16 protein-coding genes are annotated in these 17753 nt (G+C 64.2%); 2 read left to right on the top strand and 14 right to left on the bottom strand.

Annotated elements, in window-relative coordinates; genetic code table 11:
- Window positions 1-60 precede the first annotated feature (60 nt).
- The gene (locus NKI06_RS00260; protein ID WP_023691700.1) at window positions 61-930 is read left to right on the top strand and encodes a hypothetical protein; all 870 of its coding nucleotides are present in this window, start codon (window positions 61-63) and stop codon (window positions 928-930) included.
- A gap of 207 nt (window positions 931-1137) precedes the next feature.
- Here NKI06_RS00260 and amaB read toward each other — a convergent pair whose 3' ends face one another.
- From amaB to NKI06_RS00195, 13 genes are all read right to left on the bottom strand, one after another.
- On the bottom strand, window positions 1138-2652 hold the full coding sequence (gene amaB / locus NKI06_RS00255) for an L-piperidine-6-carboxylate dehydrogenase (RefSeq protein ID WP_352983440.1): 1515 nt from the start codon (window positions 2650-2652) through the stop codon (window positions 1138-1140).
- Between the two features lie 175 nt (window positions 2653-2827).
- Window positions 2828-4102 (bottom strand): RNA polymerase sigma factor, encoded by a 1275-nt coding sequence (locus NKI06_RS00250; protein ID WP_023707663.1) that lies wholly within the window; start codon window positions 4100-4102, stop codon window positions 2828-2830.
- The gene (locus tag NKI06_RS00245; protein ID WP_023671781.1) at window positions 4099-4473 is read right to left on the bottom strand and encodes a YciI family protein; all 375 of its coding nucleotides are present in this window, start codon (window positions 4471-4473) and stop codon (window positions 4099-4101) included. Before NKI06_RS00245 ends, NKI06_RS00250 begins: the two co-directional genes overlap by 4 nt.
- An 82-nt stretch (window positions 4474-4555) precedes the next feature.
- On the bottom strand, window positions 4556-5656 hold the full coding sequence (locus NKI06_RS00240) for a DNA topoisomerase IB (protein WP_023683452.1): 1101 nt from the start codon (window positions 5654-5656) through the stop codon (window positions 4556-4558).
- Between the two features lie 63 nt (window positions 5657-5719).
- Window positions 5720-6481, bottom strand: coding sequence for a hypothetical protein (locus NKI06_RS00235; RefSeq protein ID WP_352983437.1), 762 nt, complete (start codon window positions 6479-6481; stop codon window positions 5720-5722).
- Entirely contained in the window at window positions 6478-6954 is a 477-nt protein-coding gene (locus NKI06_RS00230; protein ID WP_352983635.1) for a hypothetical protein, read from the bottom strand. Before NKI06_RS00230 ends, NKI06_RS00235 begins: the two co-directional genes overlap by 4 nt.
- On the bottom strand, window positions 6872-7276 hold the full coding sequence (locus tag NKI06_RS00225) for a glycosyltransferase family A protein (protein ID WP_352983625.1): 405 nt from the start codon (window positions 7274-7276) through the stop codon (window positions 6872-6874). The genes NKI06_RS00230 and NKI06_RS00225 overlap by 83 nt, the downstream gene beginning before the upstream one ends.
- A gap of 67 nt (window positions 7277-7343) precedes the next feature.
- The gene (locus NKI06_RS00220) at window positions 7344-7937 is read right to left on the bottom strand and encodes a hypothetical protein (RefSeq protein WP_352983436.1); all 594 of its coding nucleotides are present in this window, start codon (window positions 7935-7937) and stop codon (window positions 7344-7346) included.
- Complete coding sequence (locus tag NKI06_RS00215) at window positions 7931-8299, bottom strand: glycosyltransferase family A protein (protein WP_352983433.1); 369 nt, start codon at window positions 8297-8299, stop codon at window positions 7931-7933. The genes NKI06_RS00220 and NKI06_RS00215 overlap by 7 nt, the downstream gene beginning before the upstream one ends.
- A gap of 80 nt (window positions 8300-8379) precedes the next feature.
- Window positions 8380-9264, bottom strand: coding sequence for a transglutaminase family protein (locus NKI06_RS00210; RefSeq protein WP_352513977.1), 885 nt, complete (start codon window positions 9262-9264; stop codon window positions 8380-8382).
- Between the two features lies 1 nt (window position 9265).
- Window positions 9266-11677 (bottom strand): circularly permuted type 2 ATP-grasp protein, encoded by a 2412-nt coding sequence (locus NKI06_RS00205; RefSeq protein ID WP_352983431.1) that lies wholly within the window; start codon window positions 11675-11677, stop codon window positions 9266-9268.
- 6 nt (window positions 11678-11683) lie between these two features.
- On the bottom strand, window positions 11684-15043 hold the full coding sequence (locus NKI06_RS00200; RefSeq protein WP_352983429.1) for a transglutaminase family protein: 3360 nt from the start codon (window positions 15041-15043) through the stop codon (window positions 11684-11686).
- Between the two features lie 248 nt (window positions 15044-15291).
- A complete protein-coding gene (locus NKI06_RS00195; RefSeq protein ID WP_352983426.1) occupies window positions 15292-16488 on the bottom strand; it encodes an acyl-CoA dehydrogenase in 1197 nt (398 codons plus the stop codon).
- Between the two features lie 107 nt (window positions 16489-16595).
- On the opposite strand from NKI06_RS00195, the gene NKI06_RS00190 reads away from it, so the two are divergent.
- Window positions 16596-17507 carry a LysR family transcriptional regulator gene (locus NKI06_RS00190; RefSeq protein WP_352983424.1) on the top strand — a complete coding sequence of 304 codons (912 nt, stop codon included), beginning with the start codon at window positions 16596-16598 and terminating at the stop codon, window positions 17505-17507.
- 11 nt (window positions 17508-17518) lie between these two features.
- On the opposite strand, the gene NKI06_RS00185 is transcribed toward NKI06_RS00190, so the two are convergent.
- Window positions 17519-17701, bottom strand: coding sequence for a hypothetical protein (locus tag NKI06_RS00185; RefSeq protein ID WP_352983423.1), 183 nt, complete (start codon window positions 17699-17701; stop codon window positions 17519-17521).
- Window positions 17702-17753: the final 52 nt, after the last annotated feature.

Below are 17753 nucleotides of genomic sequence, written 5' to 3'. Positions count from 1 at the left end.
AAGGCTGGAAATGTGATTGCACGTCTTCGCTGCCGGGGGGCTGGCCGGAGGACGAGGAGGATGGCGCTGAATTTCGAATATATTGCCGGCCATCCGGCGCTGCACCGTCATGTCGAGGCGCAGTCGAAGGCGCTGCTGCATATCTATGAAACGAGCCCACGCCTGGCCGCCGTGTTCGCCACGCAACAGCGCTGGTTGCTGGCTCACACCGGCCTAGCCCTGCATTTCGCCCGCGACCCGCGCGATCCCCGCACGGAACTGACACTGGCCCGCTTCATCGATGCCGTGCTTCACTATTCCGTCGCTAGCCGCAACACGGCCGAAGCCTTCATCAAGGAGATGCTGCACTATCACATCATCGAATACCTGCCGCACACCGGTGACGGACGAGCCCATCCCTTTCAGGTGACGGCAGCGACGCTGAAGGAATTCGACGGCTGGGTGGTTGCGCATCTGCGCACGCTCGACGGTCTCGACGGCGGCGACCGCCTCGCCGCGTTTCTCAAGCAGCACGGCATGATTGCCAGGCTGCAGCCGCTGGTGGCGGAAGGCCTGCTCTCCTCCAACCCTGTGCGTGAGCCCAAGCAGACGTTTTCGCTGTTCATCTGGCTCAACAATGGCGGCATCGTCATGGATTGGCTGATGTCTGGCATCGATCCCGACAATGCCGGCCTCGACCGGATCCCGACCAGCGTGGTTTCGATCGGCGAATTCGCCAGTTGGCTAAAACTCTCGCGCACCCATCTTGCGCGCAAATTGCGCGACGCCGAAAAGCTCGGCAGCGTCGGCTGGCTGGGCCGGCGCGGGCATTCGGTGATGTGGGTGTCGAACAGCTTCTACCAGGAATACATGACCGTCCAGGCCGCCAAGCTTGCCGTTATCGATGCCGCGTTCGAAGCCTGCCGACCGGCGTCGCCGCACGCTGGCTGAACGTTCGGCGCAGACGCTGTTGCGCAGCCGATCGTGCCGACCGCGAGGACCCGTCCGGGCGCATGGCCGAGGTGGCCTTTCCGCCGTCGGGATACGGACATCTGGACAGCGGGGGCGAAGCCTGAAAGCGGAACGATCCGCGCGAGCGGCAGCGATCCGCCCGACGGGTTCGGGTGGATCAACTGGTCAAAAGCCGGGCGCAGCATCTCAATCGATGTCGAATGACACGCCCTGCGCCAGCGGCAGCGCCTTGGAATAGTTCACCGTGTTGGTGGCGCGGCGCATATAGGCCTTCCAGGCATCGGAGCCGCTCTCGCGGCCGCCGCCGGTTTCCTTCTCGCCGCCGAACGCGCCGCCGATCTCGGCGCCCGACGTGCCGATGTTGACGTTGGCGATGCCGCAATCCGAACCATCGACGCCGAGGAAGCGCTCGGATTCCTGCAGGTCGCGGGTGAAGATCGACGACGACAGTCCGGCGACGACCGCATTGTGCTCGTCGAGCACGGCATCGAAATCGGAGTACTTCATTACATAGAGGATCGGCGCGAAGGTTTCTTCGGTGACGGGAGCCACCTGCTTCGGCATTTCGACTAGCGCCGGATGCACGTAATAGGCATCGGGATGGCCATTCTCGACCCGCGAACCGCCGGTCAGCTTGCCGCCGTGAGCGGTGGCTTCCTTGAGCGCCTTTTGCATGGCGTCGAACGCCGCCTTGTCGATCAGCGGCCCGACGAGCGAAGACGTCTTCAGCGGGTTGCCGACCGAGACGCTCTCATAGGCCTTCTTCAGCCGCGGCAGCAGCGTGTCATAGACGCTGTCATGCACGAACAGGCGCCGCAGCGTCGTGCAGCGCTGGCCCGCGGTGCCCATGGCGCCAAAGGCGATGGCGCGCAGCGCCATGTCGAGATCGGCGGTCGGGCAGACGATGCCGGCATTGTTGCCGCCGAGCTCGAGCACGGCGCGGGCAAAGCGCTTGGCCAGCCGCGGGCCGACATCCCGGCCCATGCGGGTCGAGCCGGTGGCCGAAACCAGCGCCACCTTCGGGTGGTCGACCAGGATCTCGCCGACGGAGCGGTCGCCAATCAGCACCGGTGCCAGGCCATGCGGCGCATCTGCGCCGAAGCGCTTGACCGCGCCGGCAAAAATCGCCTCGCAGGCGAGCGCCGTCAGCGGCGTCTTTTCCGAGGGCTTCCACACCACGGCGTCGCCGCAGACCAGCGCGAGCGCCGCGTTCCACGACCACACCGCGACCGGGAAGTTGAAGGCCGAAATGACGCCGACGACGCCGAGCGGATGCCAGGTCTCCATCATGCGATGTCCCGGACGCTCGGTGGCGATGGTTAGACCGTAGAGCTGGCGGGAAAGGCCGACGGCGAAATCGCAGATGTCGATCATTTCCTGAACTTCGCCGAGGCCTTCCGACGGGATCTTGCCGACCTCGATCGACACCAGCCGGCCAAGCTCGGTTTTGTGCGCGCGCAACTCCTCGCCGAGCAGCCGCACCAGTTCGCCGCGTCGGGGACCCGGCACCATCCGCCAGGCCTGGAACGCCGTGTGCGCGGCATCGATGGTCTTGGCCGCATCGGCCGGCGAAATCGTCTTCAGCGCCGCGATCTGTTCACCCGTCACCGGGCTGCGCACGACGAGGTCGCCGCCGGTCAGCGCGTCCTTGGCCACACCCAGTTTCGCCAGAAGTTCGGCCGTTTCCTTCGCTATCGTCATTTTTATCCCTTTCAGATCCGCTCGCCATCATAGGGCGGCGGTCGAGCCTTGGCGCCATTATCGCCCGCATGCCGCAGGCGCTGTCATGGCGTGCCATTACTCGTTTCAGGGGAAAATCGCCACCCCGGCATGGTCCAAGCCGGGATTGCACGATTGAGCCAGAGGAGGAACAGGCTTAGTGCGCTGTCTTCGCCGGCGCCTTCACGGCTCCGTCCCGCATCAGCCGGTCGATATGCATGCGGATATGGGCGGCTTCCGCTGCCGTGTTGGCCAACGCAATGGCGCGATCGAAGGCGACACGCGCCTCTTCGCCACGGCCGAGCTGCATCAACAGACCGCCCTTGAGGCCGAAGAAGTGGAAATAGCCGGACAGCCTCTCGCCTAGCGGCTCGATCATGGCAAGGGCAGCTTCCGGCCCGCGCACCTTGGCGACCGCAACGGCACGGTTCAGCGTCACCACCGGCGAAGGTTGCATCGCCTCCAGCAGGCTGTAGAGCAGGTCGATCTCTGTCCAGTCGGTCTCCTCGGGGGTTGCCGCCCGCGCATGAAGGGCGGCGATCGCCGCCTGCACCTGGTAGGGTCCGGGCTTCTGGTGGCGCAGGGCCTTGTCGACCAGCGCCAGGCCTTCGTCGATCATCTTGCGGCTCCACAGCGAGCGGTCCTGGTCGTCGAGCAGCACGATCTCGCCATTCTCGTCGAAGCGGGCCGGCGCGCGCGCATGCTGCAGCAAAAGCAATGCCGTCAGGCCCATGATCTCCGGTTCGGTCTGGAACAGCCGCAGCAACAGGCGCGCCAGCCGGATCGCCTCCTCGCAAAGCGGCGCACGCGCCGGCGCCTCGCCGCTGTTGGTGGAATAACCTTCGTTGAAGATCAGATAGACCATGGCGGCAACGGCGGCGAGCCGCTCCGAGCGCTCGACCGCGCCGGGCGTCTCGAATGGCACGCCGGCATCGGCAATGCGCGCCTTGGCGCGCGTGATACGCTGTTCCATGGCGCTTTCGCCGACCAGGAACGCACGCGCGATCTGCTTGACGGTGAGACCGGAGACGATGCGCAGCGCCACCGCGATCTGCTGCGTAGGCGGCAGATCCGGATGGCAGCAGATGAACAAGAGCCGCAATATGTCATCGCGGTAGTGCGCGCCGTCCAGCCGTTCGGCGATATCGCTCTCGGCATCTTCCAGGTCCGAGATCTGGTCCTCTTCCGGCATCGGCGCCTGCTTGGCGCGCTTGCGCACCGCGTCGATGCCGGTGTTGCGGCCGACAAAGATCAGCCAGGCCGCAGGATCGCGCGGCGGCCCGTTCTGCGGCCAGTTCTTGAGTGCCCTCAGGCACGCGTCCTGGAAAGCTTCCTCCGCCGTATCGAGATTGCGGAAATAGCGCAGCAGCGCACCCATAGCCTGCGGGCGGGCAGCGCTGATCGCCGAGCTTATCCAGGCGAGGTCTGTCATGTGGCTACTCTGGTTGGGTTGAAGACGGAAACCGGTCGGATCTCATAGGATCCGCCGCTGGGATTGACCTCGGAAAGCTCGCGCGCGAAGTCGACGGCCTCGTCGAGATCGGCGCATTCCAGCGTGTAGAAGCCGAGGAACTGTTCCTTGGTCTCGGCAAACGGGCCGTCGATGACGACCGATTCGCCCTTGACCTTGCGCAGCGTCGTCGCGGCGGTGGTGGGCAAAAGCCGCGCCACCGGCCCAAGCCGGCCGGCTTGAGCGTATTTTTCCTGCACATGCATGAGCTTTGCCATGACCTCGTCATCCTGTGCCTTGCTCCAGGAGGAGACGACATCTTCGGAGGCATAGCAGAGGATAGCGTAGAGCATGGGACGTCCTTTTCTGTCTCAAAGGACGAAACAGTAGGGCCTATGCCGACATGGCGTCGACAAAAAAGTTACGCCATTTTTGTCAGCCTTCGCTTGCCTTCAACCATCTCAGCACAAGAGCCTCTTCATCATCGAGACCGTCTATCGATCGCTTGCGCTTGTTGGCCTCGGTCATTTCGCTAAGCAGCCGCCCTTCCACCCAGGCTTCGAAAACCTGTGGATGGATGTAGCATTTGCGGCAGACGGCGCGTGTGTTGCCGAGCCGCTCGGCCACCTTGTCGATGACGGCGTTCATTACACGCTTGGTCTGCGCCTGGCTTTCGGGAAGCTCCGTCCGCGCAAACAGCGACGCGGCATGGATGGTGCCGCCCCAGGTGCGGAAATGCTTGGAGCTGAAATTGGCGCCGATCGCGTCGCGGATATAGCGGTTGACATCGTCGGAGCGCACTCCATGCCTCTCGCCATCCTCGTCGAGATATTGGAACAGTTGCTGCCCCGGAATATCCTGCGCGCCGCGCACGACCCGGGCGATGCGGCGGTCGACCAGCTTCAATTTCCATTCCTTGCCGGACTTGCCCTTGAAGGCAAAGCGCAGGCTCGATCCCTTGATGTCGACGTGGCGGTCGCGTAGCGTCGTCAGCCCAAAGCTCTTGTTGTCGCGGGCATAGGCGGCATTGCCGACCCGGATCATCGTGTTGTCGAGCAGCCAGACAATTGCCGCCACGACGCGCTCGGCCGGCAGGCCACGGCGGCGCAGATCGGCATCGATCCGGCGGCGCAGCTCCGGCAGGCTTTCGGCAAAGGCGACAAGGCTGGAGTATTTGGCGCCGTCGCGCTCGGCGGCCCACAGCGGATGGTATCGGTACTGTTTGCGCCCGCGCTGGTCGCGGCCGGTCGCCTGGATGTGGCCGGCGGGATCGGGCGAGATCCACACATCCGTCCATGCCGGCGGAATGGCCAGCGCCTTGATGCGGGCAATGGCTGCCGCGCCGACGGCCTGTCCTTTCGCGCCCTTGTAGGAAAAGCCTTCGCCCGCCTTCAGGCGCCGGATCCCCGGCTCGCTGTCGCTGATATAGGTGAGCGAGGCCTGTTCGGCAGCGGTCTGCGCGCCGTTCTTCGGCGCTCCATCGTCCCCCCGTCCGGCAGCCGACCGGCCGGATGGCGTCCCAGATTTGTCAAGCATGCCCGCTCCACGAAATTTTTCTCGTAGATAAGCGCCAAGCCGACTGCTGGTTCCACCCCGTTGCTATGGAATGTGGTCGGGTCCACCAATGGTGGCACCAGCCGGCACAGCCATCCAGAGGCCGCCATCGTCGACGTGAGGCGGATGGTAGTCGCGCCCGGGCGGAATCTGTTCGAACACGGCCCCTGCCTCATCGGCAAGGTAGTCATAGCCCACATCCTGCAGGAGCCCCTTTGGATCAAGGTGGTGGTAGAGATTGCGGCGGGCGATCCGCCGCTTCGGCTCCATCATCTTTAAATGATAGAGGTTGAGCCCGCTGTTGCGGGCCTTGAAACCAAGATCGGGAGGATACCAGAGCCCGTGCAGGTCCTCTGGTCGGTACTTCGCCGGATCGTAGGCTCTGAACAGACGATACTGGAACTTTTCGGCCCACAGCCCGTCGACCCGGTACTCGGTCGGCGAATACAATTCGCGGAGCCGGAACCCCCAGGCCATGCGCCTGTAATCCCCCGTCAGCTGTCCGATCCGCTCCGCGGTACCGCGTTCCAGCCGCTCATCGGGATCAATAGCCAGGATCCAGTCGGCGGCAGCTTCATGCGCTGCGTCGAGTAAGATCCGCCGCCGCTGCGGCTCGCTGCTGAACACGCCGGTCGCCCCGCGATCGTCATAGGCAATCCAGCCGTCAACGGCCGGATCGATATTGGTGATCAGATCGGCAACCAGATGCGCGTCATAACGATAGCTGAAAACTGCGACCGTTCTCTGGCGCGTCCAGAACAGTCGGCTCCGTCGCCAGCGTCGAGGCTTGATTTGGCTCGTTATCATTTTCTTGTTGCCGCTTTCACGCGATTTCGCACGCCAATATAGACACCCACGGATTTGACCAGCAGGGCAAGCCAGACAATTGGCATCGACATCATCGCGAAAGTTCTATCCCGATCGGAAAGCCCGATCTTCGCCAGCTTGCGGGCATTCCGCCGATCGCGAAACGTGTCGCGAAAACACCGAAACGGAGTGTTCAGGGCGGACGCTGCGAGGTAATCGCCGCGGCGACAGCCGCGCCTGTACTGATCGGCAAGCAATCTGGACAGCCGGGTTTCGTTGCGATGAACGGTTTGCACCTTAGGCTCCCACACCGGCTGCAGTTCCTGCGGCAGCCGCCCCAGGAATTCGGTGTCTTCGGCAGCAGGCATGGTTTCATCGAACAAGCCAAATTCATCGAACAGCCGCCGATCGAACGACACGCCGTAACGCAGCGCACGATCCGACGGCAGACCGGGAAGCCGTCGCATGAACATGATTAGCCGCACAGGCGATCAGATTGCGCGGATGGCTATTCACCATCGCGCTCGCCACGGCGCGGTCGCCAGCCAGATGCCGCTGCATCCGTGTCTCGGCCCAGCCCGAACAGGCGAGGCAATCATCGGCAAGAAAGGCAACGAAAGGCGCTTTGGTGGCCGCAATGCCGAGATTGCGGGCTGCGCCTACAAACAGCCTTCGACCGACCTCGATCACTGGCACCTTGACCCCGGCGCCGGTCAGCAGCGCCATGACCTCGCCTCCGCCCGAGTTGACCACCATGATCTCGAGCGGCTCATCCTGATCCAGCAGGGATGTCACCGCCTCGACGATTTGAGCCGGCGCGCGATAGCCGATGACAATGACGGCAAGCTGCGGCGGGGCTGATTCAGGCACGTTGCAACTGGACGCGCGGAGAGGAAAACCAGCGCCGCAGCGCCAGCTTCAGCTGGTAGCGCCTGCAGCGCCAGGTGTTCGACCGCACCTTCGGCGCCGCCGCCGCGATCCTCAGGAACCGCGCCGCCGTCTCCAGATCACCGCGCGCATAGTGAACCCGGGCGATCTTGAGGGCGACCAGCCCCTCCCTGGTCTTTAGCGACGACAGTGGGATGCCACAGTCAGTCAGCTCGCGCAGCGCCAGCCGCCAGTCGAGAAAGCGGCGCACCGGCCTGGTGATGAAGCGATCATCAGAACGCACTGCCGAAACGTGGTAGATCATGACGGGATGCACGATCAGGGCAAGCGACGCCCTGCCCATCAGCCTGGACCAGAACAGCGTGTCCTCGTCATAGGCAAGCCCGGTCGGGAAGCGCGTGTCGCCGACGACCCGCCGGGAAACCAGCGCACTGCCCACGGCGATCGAGCGAATGTGACCTTCCAGATAGGCCGAGGCATTGGCTATACCGTCTTCTATGTAGCCGGCTGGAAGCTTGAGGTTCCGGTTCTCGCCATCGGTGCGCCGACGGTAGGCGCCGATCACCATGTCGGCGGCCGGTTGCCCCCCGCCCGGACCAGCATCGACCGCAGCCCGCCCTCCAGATGCAAGTCGTCGGCGTCGATCAGGTAGATCCAGGAGCATTGCGCCTGCGCCAGCGCCACATTGCGGGAGCCGCCCGCGTCCCGGCAGCTGCTCTTGAGCACGCGCAACGGCAACGAGAATTGCGTGGCGGCATTCAGCGCGGCTTCTGCCGTCCCGTCCGAGGAGGAATCGTCGACCAGCAGCACCTCGCCGATAACCTCGGCTTCGGAACGAAGCGAGGCCAGCGTGGCCGCTATGGTTGCCGCCGCATTGTGCGCCGGGATGATGACACTGATTGCCGTCAATACCGAACTCCGCATCAGCATGCCTGCCGACCGATCCTCCCCGAAGTTTCAACCGAGCATAACGGGCATCGCCGTAGTTGAGAAGCTGTGCTTCGAGGCTGTCAGGCCTTCTCAAGCGCGACCGGAATGACGTCGACGGCCTGGTCGCCGACCTGGCCGCCGGTGGTTTTCAGCACGCCGACGATCGGAGCCACGTCGGAATAGTCGCGGCCATAGCCAACGGTGATGTGGTCGTTGCTGGCCCGCATGCCATTGGTCGGGTCGAATTCCTGCCAGCCGGCATCGCGCCCACACCACACCTTGACCCAGGCATGCATGGCATCGGCGCCTTCGAGCCGCGGCTTCCCTTTCGGTGGAATGGTGCGCAGGAAGCCGCTGACATAACCCGCAGGAATACCTAGCCCGCGCAGGCCGGCAATCATGATGTGGGAGAAGTCCTGGCAGACGCCCCGCTTCAAACCGAAGGCATCGCTGGCCCCGGTACGCACCGTGGTCGCTTCCCCGTCATAGGTGAAATCGCGGTGGATGCGGTTGCACAGATCGATGGCCATGCCGACCGTCGAGCCGCCGGCGCTGTCGCGGGCATAGGCGGTGATCGCCGCATCGATGCCGGCATGATCGCTGGCGGCGAGAAAGTGATGCGGTGCATCCGGCGCCAGTGACCGTACGGCGCCGAGTTCTTCCCGCAGGCGCTGCAGATCGGGCGACACGTCGAGCCCAGGCTCCGGCCGTGACACCGACACGCGCGCGCTCATTCTGATGTCGAGCCCGTCATGGACGTCGCGAAAGGCGATCGCGGTGACATTGTTGCCGAAGAAATCGGCAAAATCCGTGCGCTCAGATGGGGTCGGCACAAACGAAAGCGAGGCCGCGATCACGCGCTGCACGCCGGCAATGGTCGGCGGCAATACACGCACCTGATGCCGGCTGCCGCCGGCCGCGGCGTCATAATCGTAGCTGAGATGAAGCCTGATATCGTACAGCATGTTAACCGAAATACGCTTTAGCCAGGCTGCTATAGAGGTTGCCGATCTCAGTTGCGAGATCGTCCAGCACCTCCGCCGACATCTCCGATGGCTCCATGACGGCAATTGCCGTGTTGAGCTGCAGGATTTCCTTGGCCGCCAGCGACATCTGCCCCTCCGGGCCGACCGAGGGCAACAGGCCGATCTCCGCCTTCAGCCGTTCGAGCTGGAACAGGATCGAGCGCGGGTTGAGTGGGTCGAGCGCCAAGAGGTCGATCACCGTGCGCCGTCCGGCCCGCACCGGATATTGCCGGCGGTGGGTCATGACGCTGTCACCGATCTCCAGCATCATGTCGAGCGAGCCGTCCGGCGCACCGGACCTTGTCAGTCGGGCTAGCGTACGGGCGATCTGGATGCCGCGCTCGATCCGCCGGCCGATCTCGAGGAAACGCCAGCCGGTGAAACGGTACATATTCTCGTGCAACAGGCCGGAGAAACCGGCGAGCTTGCGCAGCATGACCGTCATCGCCCGTGTCGCGTCGTCACCCGGCGCCACCGTGGTGGCGAACTGATGAATGGTCTTCGACAGGTCCTTCAGCGCCAGCCAGCCATCGGGCGAAAAGCGGTCGCGGATCTGTCCGGCGCTGTAGACGGCGCTGTCCAGCGTGCCGATCAATCCGGGCGGAATGGCCGCTTCGAGATCGATGCCGAAGGGTTCGAGATAGTCCCTGATATCGGCGAGCAGCAGCATGTCAGGATCGGACGTCTCGGCCAGCCGCACATGATAGGCGCGCAGGATACGCACCGTATCTTCCGAGCGCTCGATATAGCGGCCGAGCCAGGTCAGGTTTTCCGCCGCGCGGCTGGGCAGGCTCCCCGGCATGGTGCGGACGAAGCTGTCATGCTCCTGCGGCAGCAGCGTCTCGCGCTCGACCGACCGGTCGCTGACCACCCAGACGTCGGCCGCCTGGCCGCCGCGCTGCATGGCGATGGCCGTCGGGTCGAGCGACAGGCCGACACGGGCGAAACCGCCGGGCATTACCGTCCAGCCATCGGGCGTGCGCGCCAGATAAACGCGCAGGCTTGCCGGTCGCGGTTCCAGCCAGCCGCCGACATAGACCGGCGTCGTCGACAGCGTCACCGCTTCCTGGCCGACGAAACCGCTGCCATCGCTCCCGATGCGCGCAATCAGCGCGATGCGCTCCTCCGGCGTCAGTGCCGAACCGAGCCTGGTCTGGCCGTCATCCTCGAAGGCCAGCCGCGTCGACAGCGCCGGACCGATCACCATGCGATCGATATTGGCAAGCACATGGGCCCGTTCGGTTGCTTGCCCGCACCACCAGGTGGCCACGCTTGGCAACAGAAGTTCTTCGCCGCGCAATGCGCGCGAAATCTTCGGCAGGAAGGCGAGCAGCGCCCGGGTTTCCATCAAGCCCGACCCCAGCGCATTGACCGTAGACACCGTGCCGCGGCGGATCGCCTCGACCAGCCCCGGCGTGCCGATATGCGAGTCCGACCTCAGTTCCAGCGGATCGGCAAAGGCGGCATCGAGCCGCCGCCACAGCACGCTGATCGGCATCAGCCCGGAAACCGTGCGCACCATCAGCTTACCGCCGGAGACGGTCAGATCCTCGCCCTCGAGCAGCATGATGCCGAGATAGCGGGCGATATAGGCGTGCTCATAATAGGTCTCGTTGAGCGGCCCCGGCGTCAGAATGGCGACGCGGCCGTCATTCTCCTTCGCCATGCCGATCAGAGCATCGCGAAAGCGACGGAAGAAACCGGCCAGGCGATGCACATCCATCTCGCCATAGATGTCGGACAAAGCCCGCGTCGTGGCGACGCGGTTTTCCAGCGCAAAGCCGGCGCCCGACGGCGCCTGCGTGCGGTCGCCCAGCACCCACCAGCTTCCATCCGGCCCACGGCCGAGCTCGAAGGCGCAAAAATGCAGGAAATGACCGCTGGCCGGCATGGTGCCGACGACGGGGCGCAAATATTCGGGGCTCGCCGCAATCAGGCCTGCCGGCAGGATTCCCTTCTCGATCAGCCGGTTCGGCCCGTAGATATCAGCGACTATCTCCTCGAAAAGGTCGGCCCGCTGGACGAGACCGGCGCTGATCCCTGCCCATTCCTTGTCTTCGATCAGCAGCGGGATATGCGCCAACGGCCATTCGCGCTCATTGGCGCCGGCCTTGTCGTAGACGCGGTAGTAGACCCCGGCATCGCGCAGATACTGGTCGGCGCGGGCAAAGCGCTGGCCGAGCTTTTCGGGACCCAGCTCCTCCAGCGCCTCGATGAAGGGCGCCCAGGCCGGACGCGGATGGCCCGAAGCATCGACCATCTCGTCGACGACGCCGTCAATCGGCTGGTAGTGCTCCAGCAGACTGTGCCTCAGCGGCTTGCCGCGGACCTTTTTCTGATTCCCCTTTGCCATCGCTGATCAGAGTCTTGCTGGCCGCCTGAGGTCAAGGGTCATGGGGAAGTCTTCAGAGGCTTCTTCATTGCGCAGCACATAGGCCGACGGCGTATGGCCGCGCGGCTCGAAGCGGGCGAGACGCCTCGCCTCGGCCTCATTGCCGTTGACCGGGAAAGTGTCGTAGCTGCGCCCACCTGGATGCGCGACATGGTAGACGCAGCCGCCCACCGCCCGCCCCGACCAACGGTCGTAAATGTCGAAGACCAAAGGCGTGTTGACCGGCAGCGCCGGATGCAGGCCCGACGAAGGCTGCCAGGCCTTGAAGCGCACACCGGCCACCGCGACCTCGCGATTGTCGGTGACCTTCATCGGCACGATTCGGCCATTGCAGACAATGGCATGACGTTCCGGGTTGAGGCCTTCGGTCCTGACCTGCAGCCGTTCGACCGAGGAGTCGACGAAACGCACAGTGCCGCCGATTGCGCCTTGCTCGCCCATGACATGCCACGGCTCCAGCGCCTGCCGCAGTTCCAGCTTGATGCCGGCGTGCTGGACTTCGCCGCAGAACGGAAAGCGGAACTCCAGCTGGGCATCGAACCATTCCGGCCGGAATTCGAAACCGTTGAGCTTGAGGTCGTCGAGCATGTCGAGGAAATCCGCCCAGACATAATGCGGCAGCATGAAACGGTCATGGAGCGAGGTGCCCCAGCGCACGAAGCGGCCATCAAGCGGGTTGTTCCACGCACGGGCGATGATGGCGCGTACCAGCAATTGCTGCGCCAGCGACATGCGCGCATTGGGCGGCATCTCGAAACCGCGGAACTCAACAAGCCCAAGCCGGCCGGTCGGGCCATCGGGCGAAAACAGCTTGTCGATGCAGATTTCCGAGCGGTGCGTATTACCGGTGACGTCAGTCAACAGATTTCGGAACAGTCGGTCGACCAGCCAAGGCAGCGGTGGGTTGCCCTGGCCCGGATGCGGCACCTGCGCCATCGCGATCTCGAGTTCGTAAAGCGAATCGTGCCGCGCCTCGTCGAAGCGCGGCGCCTGGCTGGTCGGGCCGATGAACAGGCCGGAGAATAGATAGGACAGCGACGGGCGCCGCTGCCATTGCAGCACCAGGCTCTTCAACAGATCGGGCCGGCGCAGGAACGGGCTGTCATTGGGCGTCGCGCCGCCGACGACGACATGGTTGCCCCCGCCGGTACCGGTGTGGCGGCCGTCGATCATGAACTTGTCGGCGCCAAGCCGCGTCTGCCGTGCTTCCTCGTAGATCGCCGTCGTCGTCGCCACGCAGTCCTGCCAGTTGGCAGCCGGATGGATGTTGACCTCGATGACGCCGGGATCGGGTGCCACCCTGATGACGTTGAGGCGCGGATCGTGCGGCGGTCCATAGCCTTCGATATGCACGGAAAGGCCGATCGCCTTGGCCGCGTTTTCTGCGGCTGCGACGAGCTCCAGATAGTCTTCCAGCGCCTCGACCGGCGGCATGAAGACGCACAGCCTGCCGTCGCGCGGCTCGACCGAAAGTGCTGTACGCACCGCGCCGCCGATCTCGGTGATCTCCTGCTCGACCCGGTCTTGCTGACCGGTCGTCGCAGTGAACGATACCGCCTGCTGGCGCCGCGCCATCTCGTCGGCGCCTTCCAGTTCGGCCGGAGCCGGTTCTGGCAGTATGGCTTCCCGCGCCGGCAGCGGTCCACGCGGCAGCGACGGATCGACCGGCACGATATAGGGGAACTGCGCCGGCGGCACATAGGGCAGCGTGCCCAGCGGCAGGCGGTAACCGACAGGGGAATCGCCCGGCACCAGGAACAGCCGCCCGCGCCGTGTCTTCCACTTCTCCGAGCGCCAGCGCGGGTCCGAAGCCTGGCTGTTCCAGCGCTGCACCGGCAGCACGTAGCCGGACGGCTTGGTCAGCCCGCGCTCGAACACTTTCGCCATGCGGCTGCGCTCTTCCGGGTCTTCCAGCTTGGAGTTGGACGGATCGACATTGTCGGGCAGCTTGCCTTCCTTCAGCAGCCATTCGGCCGGGTCCTCATAGGCCTCGCTGACCATCGCCTTGTCGATGCCGAGTTCGCCGGCGATTGCCGTCAGTAAGCTTTCGGCTTGCTGCGGCCCGACCTTCGCATCGCTCTTTTCGCGCGCGATCAGCGACGGATCGCTCCATACCGGCTGGCCATCGGTGCGCCAATAGAGCGAAAAGGTCCAACGCGGCAGGCTTTCGCCCGGATACCACTTGCCCTGGCCGTAATGGAGGAAGCCGCCCGGCGCGAAGCGTTCGCGCAATTTACGGATCAGCGCATCGGCCTTTTCGCGCTTGGTCGGGCCGACGGCGGCGGTGTTCCACTCGGCGGACTCGAAATCGTCGATCGACACAAAGGTCGGCTCGCCGCCCATGGTCAGCCTGACATCACCCGCTTGAAGTGCGGCGTCGACCTTGTTGCCCAGCGCATCCAGCGCCTGCCAGCTTTCGTCCGAGAATGGCTTGGTGATGCGCGGATGTTCGGCAATGCGGTCGACACGCATGTCGAAGCCGAACTCGACATTGGCAAAGCTCGCCATGCCGGAAATGGGCGCGGCGTTGCGGAAATGCGGCGTGGCCGCCAGCGGCACATGGCTTTCGCCGGTGAGCAGGCCGGACGTCGGATCGAAGCCGATCCAGCCGGCGCCCGGCAGATAGACCTCGCACCAGGCGTGCAGGTCGGTGAAATCGACGGCGGTTCCGGCTGGGCCATCGAGCGCGACCAGATCGGGCTTCAGCTGGATCAGATAGCCGGAGACGAAACGCGCGGCGAGGCCGAGATTCCTGAGGATTTGCACCAGCAGCCAGCTCGAATCCCGGCACGATCCCTTTTTCGTGGCCAGCGTTTCCTCCGGCGAGAACACGCCGGTTTCCATCCGCACGATATAGGCGATTTCGCGCTGCAGCCGCGCATTGAGGTCGACGACGAAGTTGACGGTATTGGTGGCGCTACGGTCGATGTTTGCGAGGAAAGCAGACAGCAGCGGCCCCGCCGGCTCCGGCGTGCGGTAGATGGCGAGATCGTCCCTGATGTCTTCGGGGTACTCGAACGGGAAGGTCTCGGCCGATGGTTCGACGAAGAAATCGAACGGATTGTAGACCGTCATGTCGGCGACGAGGTCGACCTCGATCTTCAATTCCGTCACCGGTTCCGGGAAGACGAAGCGGGCGAGGAAATTGCCGTAGGGGTCCTGCTGCAGATTGACGAAGTGGTTCGCCGGCCCGACCTTCAGTGAATGGCTGAGCACCTTGGTGCGGGAATGCGGTGCCGGCTGCAGCCTGATGACCTGGGGCCCGAGAACCACCGGCCGGTCATATTTGTAATGGGTCAGGTGGTAGACGGCTGCCAGTATTGCCATGGGGCCCCGGAGATCGGCGTTTCTTCAGCCGAACCCTGACACATCTATTGGCCATTCTCCAAGCAGAGATGTTGCGCTGCACCTAAATTAAGCAGCCGAAGCCGGCTACGCTGTGCCGAGATTCAGGTCAGGCCGAGTCGAAAATGGCTGATACCGAGAACCGGAGCAGAGCGTACTTTTGGTACGCGAGCACCGGAAGCGCAGATATCGGCCATTTGCCGGCCGGCCTCACTTGAATTCGGCACAGCTTAGAAAAACGCCTGTATCCCCGTCTGAGCCCTGCCAAGGATCAGCGCATGCACGTCATGCGTGCCTTCATAGGTGTTGACCGTCTCCAGGTTCTGCGCGTGGCGCATAACGTGGTAGCCGATCTGGATGCCGTTGCCGCCATGCATGTCGCGGGCCTGGCGCGCGATGTCGAGCGCCTTGCCGCAATTGTTGCGCTTGACGATCGAGATCATCTCCGGTGCCATCTTGCCCTCGTCCATCAGCCTTCCGACCCGCAAGCTGGCCTGCAGGCCCAGCGCGATCTCGGTCTGCATATCGGCGAGCTTCTTCTGGAACAGCTGCGTGCCGGCGAGCGGCTTGCCGAACTGCTTGCGGTCGAGACCATACTGCCGGGCCCGGTGCCAGCAATCCTCGGCCGCGCCCATCGCGCCCCAGGAAATGCCGTAGCGGGCCCGGTTGAGGCAGCCGAATGGGCCGCCGAGGCCCCTGGCGTTGGGCAGCAGCGCGTCTTCGCCAACCTCGACGCCTTCCATCACCACCTCGCCGGTGATCGAGGCCCTAAGGCTGAGCTTGCCGCCGATCTTCGGCGCCGACAGCCCCTTCATGCCCTTCTCCAGCACGAAACCGCGGATTTCGTCCTTGCCGCTGTCGCCCTTGAGCTTCGCCCAGATGACGAACACGTCGGCGATCGGCGCGTTGGAGATCCACATTTTCGAGCCGGAAATCCTGTAGCCGTTCGCGGTCTTCTCGGCCCGCGTCTTCATGCCGCCGGGATCGGAACCCGCATCCGGCTCGGTCAGGCCGAAGCAGCCGATCCATTCCCCCGAGGCCAGCTTCGGCAGATATTTCCTGCGCTGTTCTTCCGAGCCATAGGCATGGATGGGGTACATTACCAGCGACGATTGCACCGACATCATCGACCGGTAGCCGGAATCGACCCGCTCGACCTCGCGCGCCACCAACCCGTAGGTGACGTAATTGGCGCCGAGCCCGCCATATTCCTCGGGAATGGTGATGCCGAGCAGGCCGGCCTCGCCCATCTCGCGAAAGATGCCGGCATCGGTCTTTTCCTCGAGATAGGCCTCCTCGATGCGCGGCGCGAGCTTGTCCGCGGCAAAAGCGGCCGCGCCATCGCGCACCATGCGCTCATCCTCGGAAAGCTGGTTCTCGATCAGGAAGGGGTCTTCCCAGACGAACGCGTTCTTGTCGGCGGCCATGGCTTCGCTCTCTCCCAAAATCTTGAAGTGCTCGGGCTTATCCGCCTCCGCTTCGGAAAAATCAAACAAAATTTGCATCACAGATCAATGAGGTTTAGTAATGGATCATGAACGTCCAACGCCGGCTTTTGCCCAGCACCAGCGCCCTTGCCGCCTTCGAGTCCGTGGCCCGCCTTGGCTCCTTCACCGCTGCCGCCCAGGAACTCGATTTGACCCAAGGGGCCGTCAGCCGCCAGATAGCCCTTCTGGAGGAACAGTTCGGCCGCCGGCTGTTCGAGCGCGACAGCCGCAATGTTCGGCTGTCCACGGCGGGCGAAATCTATGCCGAAGCCGTGCGGGCGGCACTCGGGCAATTGCGCGACGCGGCGCTCGGATTGATGAGCAATCGGCATAGCGGCATGCTGAACCTCGCCATACTGCCGACCTTCGGCACGCGTTGGCTGATGCCGCTGATCCCGGATTTCGTCGCAGAAAACCCTGACATCACCATCAACTTTGTCACCCGCATCGGCCGCTTCGACTTCGCCCGCGAGCGGCTCGACGCCGCCATCCATCATGGCCAGCCCGACTGGCCGGACGCCGACTCCACGCTTCTGATGCGCGAGACCGTAATGCCGGTGGTCTCGCCAGACTTCCTTGCCAGCCGCGATATCACCACCGCGGCCGACATCAGCCGCCTGCCGCTGCTGCACATGGCGACGCGTCCCGGGGCCTGGGGCGAATGGTTCGAGGAACAGGGCTTGAGCGCACCGATCGGACCCGGCATGCAGTTCGAGCAATTCGGCACCGTTGCCCAAGCCTGCATGGCGGGGCTTGGCGTCGCGCTCCTGCCGCAAGTTCTTATCGCCGGCGAATTGCAGCGCGGTCAGCTCGTGCCGGCGCCGGGACAGCCGATGCAAAGCCGCAGCGCCTACTACCTCGTCGTCCCGAACGACAAGCGCGGCCACCCGCCCGTCGTCAGCTTTCGCGACTGGCTGCTGAGCCAGGTTGAGAAGGAACCGGCCGTTCTGGCCTGGTAGCTACTTCCGCTTCATCGGCTCGGTTTCCGGCTGGAAGCGCAGCGTTTTTGCGACTTGCGTTCGGCAACTTTCGCATCGAGCTTGCTTTTGATCCGGGCGAAAGCCTGGTCTCCATCGCCCGAACTGCCACTCGCCATGGCCTCGTCCGAAAGACGCCCCAACTCTTGGACACTCACTTTCTCGAAACTTGCCATATCGCGCGTATCTCCACACAAGGATGGTAGATAACGCTCTAGCGATTGCAAG

The sequence above is a fragment of the Mesorhizobium sp. M0772 genome (genome assembly GCF_040320135.1).
Taxonomy (GTDB): Bacteria; Pseudomonadota; Alphaproteobacteria; order Rhizobiales; family Rhizobiaceae; genus Mesorhizobium.
This window is presented reverse-complemented; position numbering and strand designations above follow the sequence as displayed.